This is a genomic window from Bradyrhizobium sp. 35 (assembly GCF_023073215.1).
Lineage (GTDB): Bacteria > Pseudomonadota > Alphaproteobacteria > Rhizobiales > Xanthobacteraceae > Bradyrhizobium > Bradyrhizobium canariense_D.
The window spans coordinates 229,105-244,620 of the sequence record NZ_JADPJC010000157.1 but is presented as its reverse complement, the minus strand read 5'-3'; the positions used below and the strand labels follow the sequence as shown (position 1 = coordinate 244,620).

At 64.9% G+C, this 15,516-nt stretch carries 15 protein-coding genes; 11 read left to right on the top strand and 4 right to left on the bottom strand.

The features are described from left to right. Window positions 1-13 precede the first annotated feature (13 nt). The 9 genes from IVB36_RS33480 (at window position 14) to IVB36_RS33440 (ending at window position 9,845) form a co-directional block, all read left to right on the top strand. On the top strand, window positions 14-982 hold the full coding sequence (locus IVB36_RS33480) for a tripartite tricarboxylate transporter substrate-binding protein (protein ID WP_247394476.1): 969 nt from the start codon (window positions 14-16) through the stop codon (window positions 980-982). Continuing rightward, a complete protein-coding gene (locus IVB36_RS33475) occupies window positions 979-1,464 on the top strand; it encodes a tripartite tricarboxylate transporter TctB family protein (protein WP_018458587.1) in 486 nt (161 codons plus the stop codon). The genes IVB36_RS33480 and IVB36_RS33475 overlap by 4 nt, the downstream gene beginning before the upstream one ends. Continuing rightward, on the top strand, window positions 1,464-2,963 hold the full coding sequence (locus tag IVB36_RS33470; protein WP_018458588.1) for a tripartite tricarboxylate transporter permease: 1,500 nt from the start codon (window positions 1,464-1,466) through the stop codon (window positions 2,961-2,963). The genes IVB36_RS33475 and IVB36_RS33470 overlap by 1 nt, the downstream gene beginning before the upstream one ends. Before the next feature lie 52 nt (window positions 2,964-3,015). Beyond that, window positions 3,016-3,816, top strand: coding sequence for an NYN domain-containing protein (locus IVB36_RS33465; RefSeq protein ID WP_018458589.1), 801 nt, complete (start codon window positions 3,016-3,018; stop codon window positions 3,814-3,816). Window positions 3,817-3,901: 85 nt separating this feature from the next. After that, window positions 3,902-5,704: an adenine deaminase C-terminal domain-containing protein gene (locus IVB36_RS33460; protein ID WP_247394473.1), complete on the top strand. Its 1,803-nt coding sequence runs from the start codon at window positions 3,902-3,904 to the stop codon at window positions 5,702-5,704. Between the two features lie 153 nt (window positions 5,705-5,857). After that, on the top strand, window positions 5,858-7,648 hold the full coding sequence (gcl, locus tag IVB36_RS33455) for a glyoxylate carboligase (RefSeq protein WP_247394470.1): 1,791 nt from the start codon (window positions 5,858-5,860) through the stop codon (window positions 7,646-7,648). Window positions 7,649-7,660: 12 nt separating this feature from the next. Further along, window positions 7,661-8,446 carry a hydroxypyruvate isomerase gene (gene hyi / locus IVB36_RS33450; protein ID WP_247394467.1) on the top strand — a complete coding sequence of 262 codons (786 nt, stop codon included), beginning with the start codon at window positions 7,661-7,663 and terminating at the stop codon, window positions 8,444-8,446. 12 nt (window positions 8,447-8,458) lie between these two features. After that, window positions 8,459-9,346: a 2-hydroxy-3-oxopropionate reductase gene (locus tag IVB36_RS33445; protein WP_247394464.1), complete on the top strand. Its 888-nt coding sequence runs from the start codon at window positions 8,459-8,461 to the stop codon at window positions 9,344-9,346. A 115-nt stretch (window positions 9,347-9,461) separates the two neighbouring features. Beyond that, window positions 9,462-9,845: a DUF1236 domain-containing protein gene (locus IVB36_RS33440; RefSeq protein ID WP_018458594.1), complete on the top strand. Its 384-nt coding sequence runs from the start codon at window positions 9,462-9,464 to the stop codon at window positions 9,843-9,845. Between the two features lie 43 nt (window positions 9,846-9,888). Here IVB36_RS33440 and IVB36_RS33435 read toward each other — a convergent pair whose 3' ends face one another. From IVB36_RS33435 to IVB36_RS33425, 3 genes are all read right to left on the bottom strand, one after another. Beyond that, window positions 9,889-10,266: an antibiotic resistance protein VanZ gene (locus IVB36_RS33435; protein ID WP_018458595.1), complete on the bottom strand. Its 378-nt coding sequence runs from the start codon at window positions 10,264-10,266 to the stop codon at window positions 9,889-9,891. Between the two features lie 76 nt (window positions 10,267-10,342). Beyond that, complete coding sequence (locus IVB36_RS33430; RefSeq protein WP_018458596.1) at window positions 10,343-10,945, bottom strand: thiamine pyrophosphate-dependent enzyme; 603 nt, start codon at window positions 10,943-10,945, stop codon at window positions 10,343-10,345. Window positions 10,946-10,956: 11 nt separating this feature from the next. Continuing rightward, window positions 10,957-11,523 (bottom strand): thiamine pyrophosphate-binding protein, encoded by a 567-nt coding sequence (locus tag IVB36_RS33425; protein ID WP_026233617.1) that lies wholly within the window; start codon window positions 11,521-11,523, stop codon window positions 10,957-10,959. 278 nt (window positions 11,524-11,801) lie between these two features. Between IVB36_RS33425 and IVB36_RS33420 the strand changes: the two genes are divergently transcribed. After that, window positions 11,802-12,851: a hydroxyacid dehydrogenase gene (locus tag IVB36_RS33420; RefSeq protein WP_018458598.1), complete on the top strand. Its 1,050-nt coding sequence runs from the start codon at window positions 11,802-11,804 to the stop codon at window positions 12,849-12,851. Window positions 12,852-13,036: 185 nt separating this feature from the next. Continuing rightward, window positions 13,037-13,249 (top strand): hypothetical protein, encoded by a 213-nt coding sequence (locus tag IVB36_RS33415; RefSeq protein WP_007608382.1) that lies wholly within the window; start codon window positions 13,037-13,039, stop codon window positions 13,247-13,249. Window positions 13,250-13,309: 60 nt separating this feature from the next. On the opposite strand, the gene IVB36_RS33410 is transcribed toward IVB36_RS33415, so the two are convergent. After that, entirely contained in the window at window positions 13,310-15,514 is a 2,205-nt protein-coding gene (locus IVB36_RS33410) for a xanthine dehydrogenase family protein molybdopterin-binding subunit (protein WP_018458600.1), read from the bottom strand. Window positions 15,515-15,516: the final 2 nt, after the last annotated feature.

Below are 15,516 nucleotides of genomic sequence, written 5' to 3'. Positions count from 1 at the left end.
CCGGAGACGTCCCATGTTTCAACTTCCCGCGCGCCTCGTCGGCGCAGCCGTCGCGCTGACCCTTGCGGCAGCCACGCCGGCCTTTGCCCAGCAGCTCGAGCTCAAGCTGATGGCACCTGCGGCGCCGGGCGGTGGTTGGGACCAGACCGCGCGCTCGATGCAGCAGGCGCTGGTCGCTGCCGGCGTCGCACGCAGCGTGCAGGTCACCAACGTTCCCGGCGCAGGCGGCAGTGTCGGCATCGCGCAGTTCGTCAACGGCGCCAAGGGCGACGGCAACCAGCTGATGGTCAACGGCTTCGTCATGGTGGGCGCGCTCGCCATGAACAAATCACCCGTCACGCTCGAGCAGGTGACGCCGATCGCGCGCCTCACCGAGGAATTCCAGGTGATCGTGGTGCCGGCCAATTCGCCGATCAAGACCGCGCAGGATCTGGCCGCCGCGGTGAAGGCCGACATCGCCAAGGTGACCTTCGCCGGCGGCTCGGCCGGCGGCGTCGATCACGTGATGGCGGCATTGTTCGCTGGTGCCGTCGGCGCCGACGCGAAGAAGATCAACTACATCCCGTTCTCGGGCGGCGGCGAGTCGCTCGCCGCCATTCTCGGCGCGAAGGTCACTGCCGGCATTTCCGGCCTCAGCGAATATGATGGGCAGATCAAGTCGGGCAAGCTGCGCGCGATCGGCGTGACCTCGGAGAAGCGCATTCCAGGCAGCGACATCCCGACCTTCAAGGAGCAGGGCATCGACCTCGTGATCGCCAACTGGCGCTCGGTGGTCGCGCCTCCCGGAATCACGCCGGAGCAGCGCAAGACGCTCAGCGACGCGGTCGAGAAGATGGTGAAGTCGGACGCCTGGAAAGACATCCTCAAGCAGAAGGGCTGGGAGGATGCCTATCTCGGCGGTGACGCCTTCGCCGATTTCCTGAAGAAAGAAACGGTGCGTGTGACGGACGTGCTGAGATCAGTCGGCCTGGTCAAGTCATGACCACAGGCGATCCCGTCCAGCCACCGCGGCGCATCGATCGCGCCGGCGTCGTCATCGCCGCGCTGCTCGCAGGTCTTGCCGCGGTGCTGGTCTGGGATGCGCACGGCCTGCAATCGACCGCGATGTACGGGATGGGGCCGGAAGCCATGCCGGTCGTGATCGCCTCCGGCCTCGCGCTGCTCGCGATCGGCAATCTCGTTGACGCGCTGCGCGGCAATCTGCCAGAGCGCGAAAGCGCCGATCCCGTGCCTGTGGTCTTCATCCTCGCCGGCCTTGCGCTGCTGATCGGCATCATCGGCTTCGGCGGCGGGTTCATCCTGGCGACGTCGGCGCTGTTCGTCACGACCTCGGCGGCATTTGGGCGCCGGGCTGTCCTCGTCGATTCCGCCATCGCCCTCGTGATGTCGACCCTCATTTACCTCGCGTTCGACCGCCTGTTGACGTTGAGCCTTCCGGCCGGCCCCCTGGAGCGACTGCTGTGATGGAAACTTTCGCGGCGCTGGCCCACGGCATGGCGGTCGCCGTCCAGCCGATGAATCTCCTCTACGCCCTGATCGGCGTGTTCCTTGGCACGGCCGTGGGCGTGCTGCCCGGCATCGGCCCGGCGTTGACGGTCGCGCTGCTGCTGCCGGTGACGTACAAGCTCGATCCCGGCGGTTCGCTGATCATGTTTGCCGGCATCTATTACGGCGGCATGTATGGCGGATCGACTACGGCCATCTTGATCAACACGCCCGGCGAGAGCGCCTCGATGGCGACGGCGCTCGAAGGCAACAAGATGGCCAAGGCCGGCCGCGGCGGACCGGCGCTCGCGACCTCCGCGATCGGCTCCTTCGTCGCGGGCACCATTGCCACCATCGGGCTTGCCTTTCTCGCGCCGTGGTTGGTCGATTTCGCCGTGCGCTTTGGTCCGGAGGATTATTTCGCGCTGATGTGCGTCGCCTTCGTCACGGTGTCGGCGACCTTCGGCGATTCTCCGATCCGCGGCCTGACCAGCCTATTTATTGGTCTGACATTAGGTCTCGTCGGTATAGACAAGCTGACCGGTCAGGCGCGGCTTGCGTTCGGGGTGCCCGAGCTGCTCGACGGCGTCGAGGTGACGACGCTCGCGGTCGGCCTGTTCGCGGTGGGCGAGGCGCTCTACGTCGCATCGCGCCGCCACCACACCGAAGAGAAGCTCGAGCCGGTGCGCGGCTCGCTGTGGATGACCAAGGAAGACTGGAAGCGATCGTGGAAGCCGTGGTTGCGCGGCACCATGTTCGGCTTCCCAATCGGTGCGCTGCCTGCCGGCGGCGCGGAGATCCCGACTTTCCTGTCCTATTCCTGCGAGAAGCGACTGACCAAATACCCCGAAGAATTCGGCAAGGGCGCGATCGAAGGTGTCGCAGGACCGGAGGCCGCCAACAACGCTTCGGCTGCCGGCACGCTGGTGCCGCTCTTGACGCTGGGATTGCCGACCTCGGCGACGGCCGCGATGATGCTGGCGGGCTTCCAGCAATACGGCCTCAACCCGGGGCCGCTGCTGTTCGCCGAGCGGCCCGACCTCGTGTGGGGCCTGATCGCGAGCCTGTTCATCGCCAATTGCATGCTGCTGGTGCTCAATCTGCCGCTGGTTGGCCTGTGGGTGCGGCTGCTGGCGATCCCGCAGCCGTGGCTCTATGCCGGCATCCTCGTGTTCGCGACCATGGGCACCATCGCCGCAAAGCCGTCGGTGGTCGAACTGTCGATGCTGGCCGGCTTCGGCGTGCTCGGCTTTCTGATGCGGCGGTTCGATTTTCCGATCGCGCCCGTCGTGGTCGGCCTGATCCTCGGCCCGATCGCCGAGAGCCAGCTGCGTCGCGCGCTCGCGATCAGTCTCGGCGATCCCATGACGTTGCTCCAGAGCCCGATCTCGGCGACGCTGCTTGCGCTGGCGTTCATCGCGCTGCTGGCACCCTTCGTGCTGAAAGGGATGGGACGCTTCAAGGCGAACGAGGACTAGCCATTCCGCCGCGAGCGTCTTCTAATGTTACGTTCATCTCGTGGGAAAAGTCATGCCGTCAGAGCTCCGTTCGCCCCGTCTCGCTGTCCTGATCGATGCAGACAATGCTTCGGCAAAAATCGCCGATGGGCTGTTCGACGAGATTGCCAAGATCGGCGAGGCCAGCGTTCGCCGCATCTACGGCGACTTCTCCAATGCCAGGTCGAGGGGCTGGGCCGACATCCTGTCCAAACACGCCATCATCCCGCAGCAGCAGTTCGCCTATACGACGGGGAAGAATGCCTCCGACATCACGCTGGTCATCGACGCAATGGACCTGCTTCACAGCGGCCGGTTCGATGGCTTTTGCCTGGTGTCGTCGGACAGCGATTTCACCCGTCTGGCCGCCCGCATCCGGGAGCAGGGCATCGACGTCTTTGGGTTCGGCGAACAGAAGACGCCGGAGAGCTTCCGGCAGGCCTGTCGAAGGTTCGTCTACACGGAGAACTTGCTTGCCGCCCCAGCGAACACCCAGGACGCCGCCTCGAGATCGACGTCGCTTCAGCCGCTCGATGCCGCAACCCCCATCATCAAGAAGGTCATCACCCAGATGGAAAGCGAGGACGGCTGGGTGACGCTCGGGGAAGTTGGCCGCCAGCTCGCCAATCTCGCGTCCGATTTCGATCCGCGAACGTTCGGCTTCCGCAAGCTGAGTGACCTCGTGCGCAAGACGAATGCGTTCGAGATTGACGAGCAGAACGGGAGGTCGATGCGGATTCGGGTCAAGCCCGCTGCCGCACCGGCCCCGCGACGACGGAACTCGCGCAGACCTGCGAGGCCAGCGGCGGCAGGCGCTTCTCCGCCTAAAGCGTAAGCAGAGCCTGCCGTTATATTTGCGCTTGCCCGGTCGGGCGCAGGGCGTAACCATCGCAGGGCCATAACGCCACGCGAGGGTTCTGATGACCAGACTTACCCGCTTCGCCGTCGCACCGCTGCATTCGATGACCCGGCGTCTCGCCGATGTGGCCTCGGCGCGTGTCGCGCCGGATCTCGTCGTCACCGGCGCGCGGGTGCTCTCGACCTATTCGGAGCGCATCCATGCGAACCGCGAAATCTGGATCACCGGCGGCCGCATTGCTGCGATGAAGCCGGCCGGCGCTGCGAAGAATGTCTTCGGCGACGTGCCGGTTTACGACGCGGCGGGCGGCATCATCGCGCCGGGGCTGGTCGACCCGCACATCCACATCGAATCCTCGATGGTGACGGCCTGCGCCTATGCCGAGGCCGCCCTGCTCAACGGCACCACCACAATCTTCTGCGACAGCCACGAGATCGGCAACGTCATGGACGTCGTCGGCGTCGAGGCGATGCTGGAGGACGCACGCGAGGCTCCGCTCTCGATCTTCCTGACGGTGCCCTCGACGGTTCCTGCGACTTCGGCCGCACTGGAGACTGCGGGCGGCGATCTGACGCCCGACAAGATCGCCGGCCTGTTCGACCGTTGGCCGGAAGCCGTCGGGCTCGGCGAGAAGATGGATTTCGTGCCTGTCACCATGGGCGATGAGCGAAGCCACGCCATCCTCGCTGCCGCCCTGAAGCGCGGCCGGCCGGTGTCCGGCCATATCTATGGCCGCGACTTCGTTGCGGCCTATGCGGCGAGCGGCATCACCGACACCCATGAGGCGATCGACCGCGACATCGCCGACGATCTGCTCGATGCCGGGGTCTGGGTGTTCCTGCGCGGGGGACCGCCGACCACGCCCTGGCACTCGCTGCCGCAGGCGATCCGGACCATCACCGAGCTCGGCGCCTCGCACAAGCGCACGGCCGTGTGCACCGACGATCGCGACGCCGACGATCTCCTGCTGTTCGGTCTCGACTGGGTGGTGCGCGAAGCCGTGAAAGCAGGGATGTCGCCGGAGCAGGCCTGGTCGATGGGCTCGCTGCATGGCGCGACGCGCTTCAACATGGACAGCGATATCGGCGGGCTCGGCGGCGGGCGCCGCGCCGATCTGGTGCTGATGGACGACAATCTGAAGCCGCAATGCACCTGGTATGGCGGCGAACTCGTGGTCGAAAACCGAAAGATCACGCCGAAGCTCGAGCAGGCGCTGTCGCAGCGCTATCAATATCCGCAGGCGGCCTATGCGACGGTGAAGCTGCCCGAGAAGGTCAAGCTGACGCCGGAGCTGCCGGCGAAGGCCTGCACTGTCAACGCGATCAAGACCGCGTTGCCCGGCATCACGCTGATCCATGAGAAGATCGCGATCGAGCCCGCAAAGGACTGGCCCTCACTGTTCGCCCGCTACGGCCTATGCTTCGTCACGGTGGTCGAACGCCACGGCAAGTCGGCCGGCAATGTCGCCTACGGCCTGTTGAAGGACTTTGGACTGAAGCGCGGCGCGGTCGCCTCCAGCGTCGGGCACGACAGCCACAACATCATCGTTTCCGGCACCAACGAGGCCGATATGCAGGTCGCGGTCGCCGCCATCAAGGAGCAACAGGGCGCCGTCTGCCTCGTCGCCGAGGGCAAGGTGAGGGCGCTAGTGCCGCTGCCGATCGCTGGGCTCTTGTCCGACAAGCGCGTCACGGAGGTGGCGGAAGAGGTCAAGGCGCTGAAGAAGGGATGGGCGGAGGCCGGCTGCACCATCCCCTACATGGGTTTCAATCTGATTCCGCTATCGGTCATTCCGGAAATTCGTATCACCGACAAGGGCCTCGTGCTGGTGCCGCAGATGCAGCTGGCGCCGCTGTTCGAGTGATCGCTTTCACGGATATCTCGATCTAACCGATTGAGACCGCCACGTTTTTCCCGCGGCTGCCGCATCGTGGAAAATAAAATCGATCTCGTTGAGTGAAGCCCTCGCGGGCCCGATGATCTCGCTCGAGCCAATGCAACTCAAGCGAGGTCCGATATGGCGAAGATGCGAGCCATCGATGCTGCCGTGCGAATTCTGGAGAAGGAGGGCATCTCGACTGCCTTCGGCGTTCCCGGGGCCGCGATCAATCCGCTTTACTCGGCGCTGAAGAAGCGCGGCTCGATCCGCCATATCCTGGCGCGCCATGTCGAGGGTGCCTCGCACATGGCCGAGGGCTATACGCGGGCCAAGGCCGGCAATATCGGCGTCTGCATCGGCACCTCGGGGCCGGCCGGGACCGACATGATCACCGGGCTCTATTCCGCGATCGCTGATTCCATCCCGATCCTCTGCATCACCGGGCAGGCGCCGCGCGCGCGGCTCTACAAGGAGGATTTCCAAGCCGTCGACATCGAGTCGATCGCAAAGCCCGTGACCAAATGGGCGGTGACGGTGCGCGAGCCGGCGCTGGTGCCCCGCGTGTTCAGCCAGGCGTTTCACGTGATGCGCTCGGGAAGGCCCGGCCCGGTGCTGATCGACATGCCGCTCGACGTGCAGCTCGCCGAGATCGAGTTCGACGACGAGACCTATGAGCCATTGCCGGTCTACAAGCCGACCGCGACCCGCAAGCAGGTCGAGAAGGCGCTGGAGATGCTCAATGCGGCCGAACGGCCGCTGATCGTCGCGGGCGGCGGCGTGATCAATGCCGACGCCTCGGATCTGCTGGTGGAATTCGCCGAGATTGCCAACGTGCCGGTCGTGGCGACGCTGATGGGCTGGGGGGCCATCCCCGACGACCACGTGCTGATGGCCGGCATGGTCGGTCTTCAGACCAGTCACCGTTACGGCAATGCCACCATGCTCGAATCCGATTTCGTGCTCGGCATCGGCAATCGCTGGGCCAACCGCCACACCGGCTCGGTCGAGACCTACACCAAGGGGCGCACCTTCGTGCATGTCGACATCGAGCCGACGCAGATCGGGCGCGTGTTCAATCCCGATCTCGGCATCGTCTCGGACGCGAAGGCCGCTCTCGAACTCTTCGTCACCGTCGCCAGGGAGTGGCGCCGGTCCGGCAGGTTGCGCGAGCGCCAGGCGTGGCCCGCTGCCTGCCGCGACCGGAAGAAGACAATGTTGCGCAAGAGCCATTTCGATAACGTCCCGATCAAGCCCCAGCGCGTCTACGAGGAGATGACCAAGGCGTTTGGCCGTGACACCTGCTACGTCTCCGTGATCGGCCTGTCGCAGATCGCCGGCGCGCAGTTCCTGGGCGTCTACAAGCCGCGCAACTGGATCAATGCCGGGCAGGCGGGCCCGCTCGGCTGGACGCTACCCGCGGCGCTCGGCGTGCGCGCGGCGTGTCCGGATCGTGATATCGTCGCGCTCTCAGGCGACTACGATTTCCAATTCCTGATCGAGGAGCTCGCAGTTGGGGCGCAATTCAATCTGCCCTACATCCACGTCGTCGTGAACAATTCCTATCTCGGCCTGATCCGCCAAGCCCAGCGCGGCTTCGACATGGACTATCACGTCCAGCTCTCGTTCGAGAACATCAACGCGCCTGAGCTCGGCGGCTACGGTGTCGATCACGTCGCTGTCGCCGAAGGGCTCGGCTGCAAGGCGATCCGCGTCACCGACCCGAAGGACTCGCAGGCGGCGTTCGCGACCGCGCGCGAATGGATGGCCAAGCATCGCGTGCCTGTGATGGTCGAGTTCATCCTCGAACGCGTCACCAACATCGCGATGGGCACCGAGATCGACAACATCGTCGAGTTCGAGGAGGTGCTGGATCTGCCGCTCGACGAGGTCGCGACAGCGAGGCCCGGCGTGCTGCAGCCGGCGGAATAGGGAGATAGCAACATGCCGAAATTCGCTGCGAACCTCACCATGCTCTTCAACGAAATGCCGTTCGTGGACCGCTTCGCCGGGGCCAAAGCGGCGGGCTTTTCCGGGGTCGAGTACCTCTTCCCCTATGATTTCGACAAGGCGCAGTTGCGCGAGCAGCTCGACAGCCATGGGCTGACGCAGGTGCTGCACAATCTGCCGGCCGGCAATTGGGCCGCGGGCGAGCGCGGCATCGCGATCCTGCCGGATCGCGTCAGCGAGTTCAGGGACGGCGTGTTTCGTGCCATCGACTATGCCAAGGCGCTCGATTGCGAGCAGCTCAACTGTCTCGTCGGCATCGCGCCCGTCGATGCCGATCCGCGTGAGCTCAACGAAACGCTGGTCGGGAACCTGCGCTTTGCGGCGTCGACCCTAGCGCGGGAGAACATCAAGCTTCTGGTCGAGCCGATCAACACGCTCGACATTCCCGGCTTCTTCCTGAACGGCACCGAGCAGGCCGTGCAGCTGATCTCCGAGGTGCGCTCGAACAATCTGTTCATCCAGTACGATATCTACCACATGCAGATCATGGAGGGCGACCTCGCCCGTACCATGCAGGAATATCTCCCGCAGATTGCGCACATCCAGCTCGCCGATAATCCCGGCCGCCACGAGCCCGGCACGGGCGAGATCAACTATCCCTTCCTGTTCCGCCATCTCGACGCGATCGGTTACCGCGGCTGGGTCGGCTGCGAATACAAGCCGCGCACCACGACGCTGGAAGGCCTGTCCTGGCACGCGGCGCAGACGTTCGAGACCTGAGGAAACGTTGACATGATCGACATCGGCTTTATCGGACTTGGCACCATGGGACGGCCGATGGCCGGCCATCTTCTGACCGCAGGCCATCGCGTTCTCCTGCACGATGTCGGGCCGGTCGCGCCCGAGCTGATCGCGGCCGGCGGCGTTGGCTGCAAGTCAAGCAAGGAGGTCGCGGAGGAGGCGGATGCGGTCATCATCATGGTGCCGGATACGCCGCATGTGGAGGCCGTGCTGTTCGGCAAGGACGGCGTCGCGGGCGGCATTTCCAAGGGGAAGATCGTGGTCGACATGAGCTCAATCTCGCCGCTGGCGACCAAGGAGTTTGCGAAGAAGATCGAGGCGCTCGGCGCGGATTATCTCGACGCACCGGTGTCAGGCGGGGAGGTCGGTGCCAAGGCGGCAAGCCTCACCATCATGGTGGGTGGCCCCGAGCGCGCCTTCAACACCATGAAGCCGATCTTCGACCGGATGGGGAAGAACGTCACCCGGGTCGGCGCCAATGGCGACGGCCAGACGACGAAGGTCGCCAACCAGATCATCGTCGCGTTGATGATCGAGGCGGTCAGCGAAGCGCTGCTGTTCGCGTCGAAAGCCGGTGCGGATCCGGCGCTGGTGCGGCAGGCCCTGATGGGCGGCTTTGCGTCGTCGCGGATTCTCGAAGTGCATGGCGAGCGCATGGTGAAGCGCAATTTCGATCCCGGCTTCCGCATCGAGCTGCACCAGAAGGATCTCAACCTCGCGCTTGAAGGCGCCCGCGCGCTCGGCCTGTCACTGCCAAGCACGGCAGTGGCGCAGCAATTGTTCTCGTCTTGCACCGCACATGGCGGCAAGGGTTGGGATCACTCGGCAATGGTGCGTGCGCTGGAACTGATGGCGCGGCACGAGATCGCCGCAGCCTGAACTGTTACCAGGTAACAGTCTCCACTTGTAGTTCTGCCTAGATCCGGCGGGGAACCGGAACAATGATCCGGCCCCGCGGTTGAAGGCGCACAACAATCACTGGAGACATAAGCACATGAAGACCCGTCTTGCGATTACGTTCGCTGCCGCGTCGCTGCTGGCGTCGAGTGCAGCCTTTGCCCAGTCGACGACCGAACAGGGCGCCAGGGACGGCGCTCGCGCGGGCGGCGACATCGGCGGCCCGGTCGGAGCGATGGTCGGTGGTACCGTCGGTGCGGCGGTCGGCGCTGGTCTGGAAATCCCGAATGCGATCCTCGGCGGAATTCCGCGCGATGATTCCGTCGTGGTCCACGAGCGCGTCGTGGTCGGCGAGCCACTGCCGCCGACCGTGGTGCTGCGGCCCGTGCCGAACTACACCGAATATCGCTATGCGGTCGTGAACGATCGCCGCGTGATCGTGGAGCCGCGCACGCGCCGCGTCGTTAAGATCATCGACTGATCGACCGGAGCGTGAGCTTTGAAGAGACGAGCCCTGCGGAGCGTCACTCCGCGGGGCCTTGACTCGTCAGGGCCGGATTTGCGCGAAACCGCGTCATGGCCCAATCGGCGATGGCCGCCAGCGCGAAACCGATGCAGGTGGTGCCGGCATCGACCAGAAAGTCCTCCAGCCGCGCATGCCGTCCCGGTGCCCAGAATTGCATCAGTTCCAGCAGGCCGATCAGCACCACGGCGATCGCTGTGGCCGACAGGCGGCGGCGCGGATAGGCGAGGCCGAAGGCTAGTCCCACCAGGACGAAGGCAAGGGCATGTTCGCCGTCCTGGCCAAGGTCGGAATGGGGCCGTAGGCCTGGCGGGCCGAGGGTTGCAAAGGCGACGGCGGCGGCAAGCAGCCAGGCAGAGGAGCGAAGCAAAATGGACATCCGCACCGCTTAGCACGGATTGCAGCAGCCTGCCGAGGCGCCAGGATCAGATCGCCGTGTAGTTAATGACGAACCGTTAAAGTGGCTCGCGCACGCCAAGGCCGTGCATGAAGCGTTCCCGGATTTGTACGGGATCGCGTCGGGTGGCGCCGACGCCGGGCTTGTCATCGATGCGGACGGCGATCAGGCTGGGCTCGCCGGCCGACATGGCTTCCTCGACCAGACGCTCGAAATCCGCCTCGTCCGCGGCCCAGGCGCTGTTGGCAAGCCCGGAGCCGGTTGCGATGGCGACGATGTCAGCCACGTTCGCGGCCGGTGTCGGCTGCGCGCCCGTGATCTGGTAGATGCCGTTGTCCATCACGATCATGATGAGGTTCTTCGGCTTCAACGCCGCGATCGTCGAGAGTGCGCCGAGCTGCATCAGCAGCGAGCCGTCGCCTTCGAGCGCAAAGACGCGCCGGTCCGGCTGCGCCAGCGCCACGCCCAGCGCGATCGGGAAGGCGAGCCCCATGCTGCCGAGCATGTAGAAATTTTGCGCACGGTGGCCGGCGGCCCAGAGGTCGAAATTGGTGTTGCCGATGCCGCCGATCACGGCTTCCTCGTGCTCGAGTTTCGCGATCAGGCGCGAGGTGACGTCGAAGCGGTTCATCACTTTGGTGTTGCGCACGTCTGTATTCATTTGGGCCGGACTCACTTGTCGAACACCTTGCCGCCCGTGAGCAGCGGGTTGAGGATCAGCGCGACTGGCGCCTGCGTCGTGACGGCCTGCTTGATCGAACGATCGGCAATGAATTCGAGCTCGTCGAGCCGGGTGATGGTGTGATGCTCCAGCGCCAGCGAATCCAGCACCGGACGCATGGTGCGGCAGACCAGTGACTGGCCGTAGTTGAACTCGCCGAGCGTGCCGCGCTCGGACACGAACATGATAAGCGGAATCTGGTAGGGCACCGCGAGCGAGGCCAGCACGTTGGCGAGCGTCGCAAAGCCTGAGGTCTGCATCAGCACCGCACCGCGCCGTCCGCCCATCCAGGCGCCCGAGACGATGCCGACGGCCTCCTCCTCGCGGGCGGTGGCAAAGGTGGTGAAGAACTGATCGGCGTGCAGGTTCTTGATCAGCGGCGTCAGCACGCGGTCGGGCACGTAAGGGACGAGGCTGATCTCATTCCGCTTTAAGGTTTGCAGGATGATGCCGTGCCAGCTCTTGTCACTGGAGGTCTGCGCCGCCTCGGACGAGGTTTGTTGCTCCGCAATCGGCATTGCGTTCTCCCTTCGGCCGCGCATGCTTCTTGGTCTTTGCCATTGTCTTAGGCGTCGTCTTAGCCCTTGTCTTGGCCGTCGCGGCGGTCTGCCGAACTTGACGCAGGCAGCGGGATTGTCAACATGTCCGGACTGCACCGTGATCTGCGCCAGACGGCCTGCCGCAGCCGGTGCCGCCGTGTCATAAGCGGCAACAACAAGAGAACGGAGGAACGCATGACAGGAGCGCGCGAAGCGCTGGCCCTGCGGATCTCCTGGAGAAAGCCGGAAGGGTCCTGATGTCCGTCAACAGCAAGCGCGTCTTCTACGTCAAATATCTGGCCAATCCGATCTATATCGACATCCTGAAGGCGCGGCCCGACGTCCGGCTCGATCGCATCGAGAACGAGAGCCCCGAGGAATATTTCGCGCCGATCATCGAGGCGGCTCATGTCTACCAGATCGGCGCCGCCCGTGACGAACTGGCCCCGCACTTCCATGTCGATGCTGCCTTCCTGAGGCGCGCGCCGAACCTGCTGCTCGTCTCCAGCAACGGCGCGGGATTCGATCCTGTCGATGTCGAGGCTTGCACCGATGCCGGCGTGCTGGTCGTCAACCAGTCCGGCGGCAACGCCCACTCGGTCGCCGAGCATGCGCTGGCGATGATGTTGACGCTGTCCAAGCGCATCATCCAGTCCGACCGCAAGCTCCGCAGGGAGTCCAACGTCAACCGCAACGAACTCGTCGGCAACGAGATCGAGCACAAGACCGTCGGCATCGTCGGCCTCGGCAATGTCGGTCGCCGCATCGCCGCGCTGTGCAAGGGCCTGTTCGGCATGAAGGTGCTGGCCTACGATCCTTACCTCACGGCCGAGGTGATGGCCGAGCGGGGCGGCGAGAAGGTCGAGCTCGACGAGCTGCTGCGCCGCGCCGATTTCGTCTCCATCTCCTGCCCGCTCGACAAGCGCAGCCGCAACATGATCAGCGTGCGCGAATTTGCGTTGATGCAGCCGCATGCGTACTTTATCACCACGGCGCGCGGCTTCATCCACGATGAGGATGCGCTGCTCCAGGCCTTGCGCGAGAAGCGCATTGCGGGCGCCGGTCTCGACGTCTGGTCCAAGGAGCCGCCGCCGCCGGAGCATCCGCTGCTCCAGCTCGACAACGTGCTGGCGAGCCCGCATACCGCGGGCGTCACGATCGAGGCGCGGCAGAACATGGGCCGCATCGCGGCCGAGCAGGTGCTGGATACGCTCGATGGCAAGCGGCCGCCGCGCATCATCAATCCGGAGGTCTGGCCACGCTATGTGGAGCGATTCAAGCAGGCGTTTGGTGTGACGCCGGCGTAGTTGACAGTCGCTCTGTCCTTCCGGGGTGCGATGCTCCTGCTGCCCAATGTCCCGGTTAGCGCTACGCGCCACGGAACGATCGGCGGGGGGAACCGCGCCCGACTTTGATCCGTGTCAAAATCTCCCTCCCGGATTCCGCCTAAATGGGATAAGAGTGAGCGCCGCCGGGGCAGGCAGGAGGTCCCATGTCAACTTATGTGGTCAGGTTCATGAAGGACGTGCTCGGCCAGTACGGCCGGCAGATCGAGGTGTGCCAGGGCACGCTCGAGATCGACGCTTCCGACGAGGACGAAGCCAGAGAGCGGGCGAAGGCGAGGTTTTGCGAGGATCAGGCGTTGCACCACTGGTCGCTGCATGCCGACCGCATCCAAGTCAGACCGGCTGACTTTCCCTCGTGAGGCCTGGCGGCCGGGCGCCGTGAGGTGACGCCGGCGCCGAGAGGGGACTGCTGCACCGTCTCAGTCGAGCAGCTTGTCCAGTGTGATCGGAAATCGACGGATGCGTTTGCCGGTGGCGTGATAGACGGCGTTCGCGATCGCGGCGGGAACGCCGACGATGCCGATCTCGCCCAGCCCCTTGATGCCGAGCGCGTTGATGTGCGCGTCCGGCTCGTCGACGAAGATCACGTCGATGTCGTGAACATCGGCATTCACGGGAATGTGGTACTCGGCGATGTTCGCGTTCATGATCCGCCCGAAGCGGTGATCCATCACCGTCTCCTCGTGCAGGGCCATCCCAATCCCCCAGACCACGCCGCCCATGATCTGGCTGCGGCCTGTCTTGGTGTTGAGAATCCGCCCGGCCGCGACGGCGCTCACGACCCGCGTCACGCGAATGACGTTTAGCTCTTCGTCCACCTTGACCTCGGCGAAGACGGCCGAGTGGGTGTTACGCGCGTGCTTCTTGTCCTCGCCGAATTGATTGAGCTTTTCCTTCTCGATGCGTTCGACGCCGCCGTGACGCATCGCGTCGGCGATCGAGACCGCGCGGCTGTTGTTGCTGGAGCTGGCAATGCTGCCGTCGGTCAGCACCGTATCGGCTAGCTCGGCGCCGGCGAGCGGCGAGCCTGGCATCTTCCCGGCCAGGCGTAACAGTTCCTTGCGCACTTCCTCGGCGGCTGCGAGCACCGCATGCGCGCTCGAAGCGGCCATCCAGGAGCCGCCCTCCACAGGCGCCTGCGGCAGACTGGAATCTGCGAGCCGGACGCTGATGTTCTCAATCGGCAGGCCGAGCGCATCGGCTGCGACCTGAGCCACAATGGTGTAGGTGCCGGTGCCGATGTCGGATGCGGCGCAGGACACCTCGGCATGTCCGTTCGACGTCAGCACGATACGGACGGCGACCGGCATCTGCAGTGCTTCCCACACACCCGTCGCCATGCCCCAGCCGATCAGATCCTTGCCGTCGCGCATCGAGCGCGGCGCAGGATCGCGTCTGCTCCAGCCGAAGGCGTCCGCGCCGCGCGCGTAGCATTCGCGCAACTGCTTGCTGGTGTAGGGCAGGTTTTCGCTCTGGTCGCGATCCGAGTAGCACTTCAGCCGCAATTCGATCGGGTCGAGCTTGAGTGCGACGGCGAGCTCGTCCATCGCGCATTCCAGCGCGCAGACGCCCGACGCAGCGCCCGGTGCGCGCATGTCGCAGGGGGTGGAGACGTCAAGGTGCACCAGCTTGTGGGAGAAGCGGCTGTTCGGGCTCTTGTAGAGCTGTTCGGCCCAGCCGGTATCGTTGCGGGCAAAATCCTCATAGCGCGAGGTGACGGCAATGGCCTCGTGCGTGACCGCGTCGAGGGCGCCATCGGATCTTGCGCCGAGCCCGACGCGCTCGATGGTCATCGGCCGGTAGCCGAGCCCGTACATCTGCTGCCGCGTCAGTACGACGCGAACGGACCGCTTCAGCGCGAGCGCGCCGAGTGTTGCCAACACCACCTGATATTGCGGCCGCAAGCCGGAGCCGAAGGCGCCGCCGACGTACGGCGAGACCACGCGAATGTCGTCCGGCTTCTTGTCGAACACGCTGCAGAGAAATTTGTGGACGTTCTGGACGCCTTGGGTCTTGTCGTAGATCGTGAGCTTGCCATTGCTGTCCCAGACCGCCGTGGTCGCATAGAGCTCCATCGGGTTGTGATGCTCGGTCGGTATCACGTAGTCCGCCTCGTGGCGCACATCAGCTCCCGCAAGGGCGGCTGCGGCGTCGCCCCGCGGTTTATGCGGCTCGTTCTTCTCGGCGGCGTTGCTGCGTTCGCCTTCGAGGTCGGTTGCAAAACCATGCTGCTCATATTCGACCCGCACGAGCGTCGCGGCGAATTTCGCGGTTTCCCAGTCCTCTGCGACGACAAGTGCGATCGGCTGGCCATTGAACTTGATCTTGTCATCATAAAGCGGACGGAAAGGCGAGCCTTCCTCGGGCGCCACCTCGTCCTTCCACGCCTCGTCCTTGTCGGCCAGCGGCGGACGGTTCGCATGCGTGAGCACGTTGAGTACGCCCTCGACCTTCAACGCCTCGCTCGCGTCGAGGCGGGCAATGCGCCCGCATGGAATGATGGCCTCGACCACGAAGCCATGGAGGAGCTTGTCGGCTGGAAATTCGCCGGCGTATTTGGCGGCGCCGGTGACCTTGGCCCGGCCGTCGACACGCGACGTTGGCGTTCCGACATAAGCGTTCATGG

Bases quoted from the DNA above. Each gene is read 5' to 3' on its own strand.
- IVB36_RS33440 (WP_018458594.1), top strand. From the start codon at position 9,462: ATGAAGACCCGTCTTGCGATTACGTTCGCTGCCGCGTCGCTGCTGGCG.
- gcl (WP_247394470.1), top strand. From the start codon at position 5,858: ATGGCGAAGATGCGAGCCATCGATGCTGCCGTGCGAATTCTGGAGAAG.
- IVB36_RS33470 (WP_018458588.1), top strand. From the start codon at position 1,464: ATGGAAACTTTCGCGGCGCTGGCCCACGGCATGGCGGTCGCCGTCCAG.
- IVB36_RS33460 (WP_247394473.1), top strand. From the start codon at position 3,902: ATGACCAGACTTACCCGCTTCGCCGTCGCACCGCTGCATTCGATGACC.
- IVB36_RS33410 (WP_018458600.1), bottom strand. From the start codon at position 15,514: ATGAACGCTTATGTCGGAACGCCAACGTCGCGTGTCGACGGCCGGGCC.
- IVB36_RS33420 (WP_018458598.1), top strand. From the start codon at position 11,802: ATGTCCGTCAACAGCAAGCGCGTCTTCTACGTCAAATATCTGGCCAAT.
- hyi (WP_247394467.1), top strand. From the start codon at position 7,661: ATGCCGAAATTCGCTGCGAACCTCACCATGCTCTTCAACGAAATGCCG.
- IVB36_RS33445 (WP_247394464.1), top strand. From the start codon at position 8,459: ATGATCGACATCGGCTTTATCGGACTTGGCACCATGGGACGGCCGATG.
- IVB36_RS33435 (WP_018458595.1), bottom strand. From the start codon at position 10,266: ATGTCCATTTTGCTTCGCTCCTCTGCCTGGCTGCTTGCCGCCGCCGTC.
- IVB36_RS33425 (WP_026233617.1), bottom strand. From the start codon at position 11,523: ATGCCGATTGCGGAGCAACAAACCTCGTCCGAGGCGGCGCAGACCTCC.
- IVB36_RS33415 (WP_007608382.1), top strand. From the start codon at position 13,037: ATGTCAACTTATGTGGTCAGGTTCATGAAGGACGTGCTCGGCCAGTAC.
- IVB36_RS33480 (WP_247394476.1), top strand. From the start codon at position 14: ATGTTTCAACTTCCCGCGCGCCTCGTCGGCGCAGCCGTCGCGCTGACC.
- IVB36_RS33465 (WP_018458589.1), top strand. From the start codon at position 3,016: ATGCCGTCAGAGCTCCGTTCGCCCCGTCTCGCTGTCCTGATCGATGCA.
- IVB36_RS33430 (WP_018458596.1), bottom strand. From the start codon at position 10,945: ATGAATACAGACGTGCGCAACACCAAAGTGATGAACCGCTTCGACGTC.
- IVB36_RS33475 (WP_018458587.1), top strand. From the start codon at position 979: ATGACCACAGGCGATCCCGTCCAGCCACCGCGGCGCATCGATCGCGCC.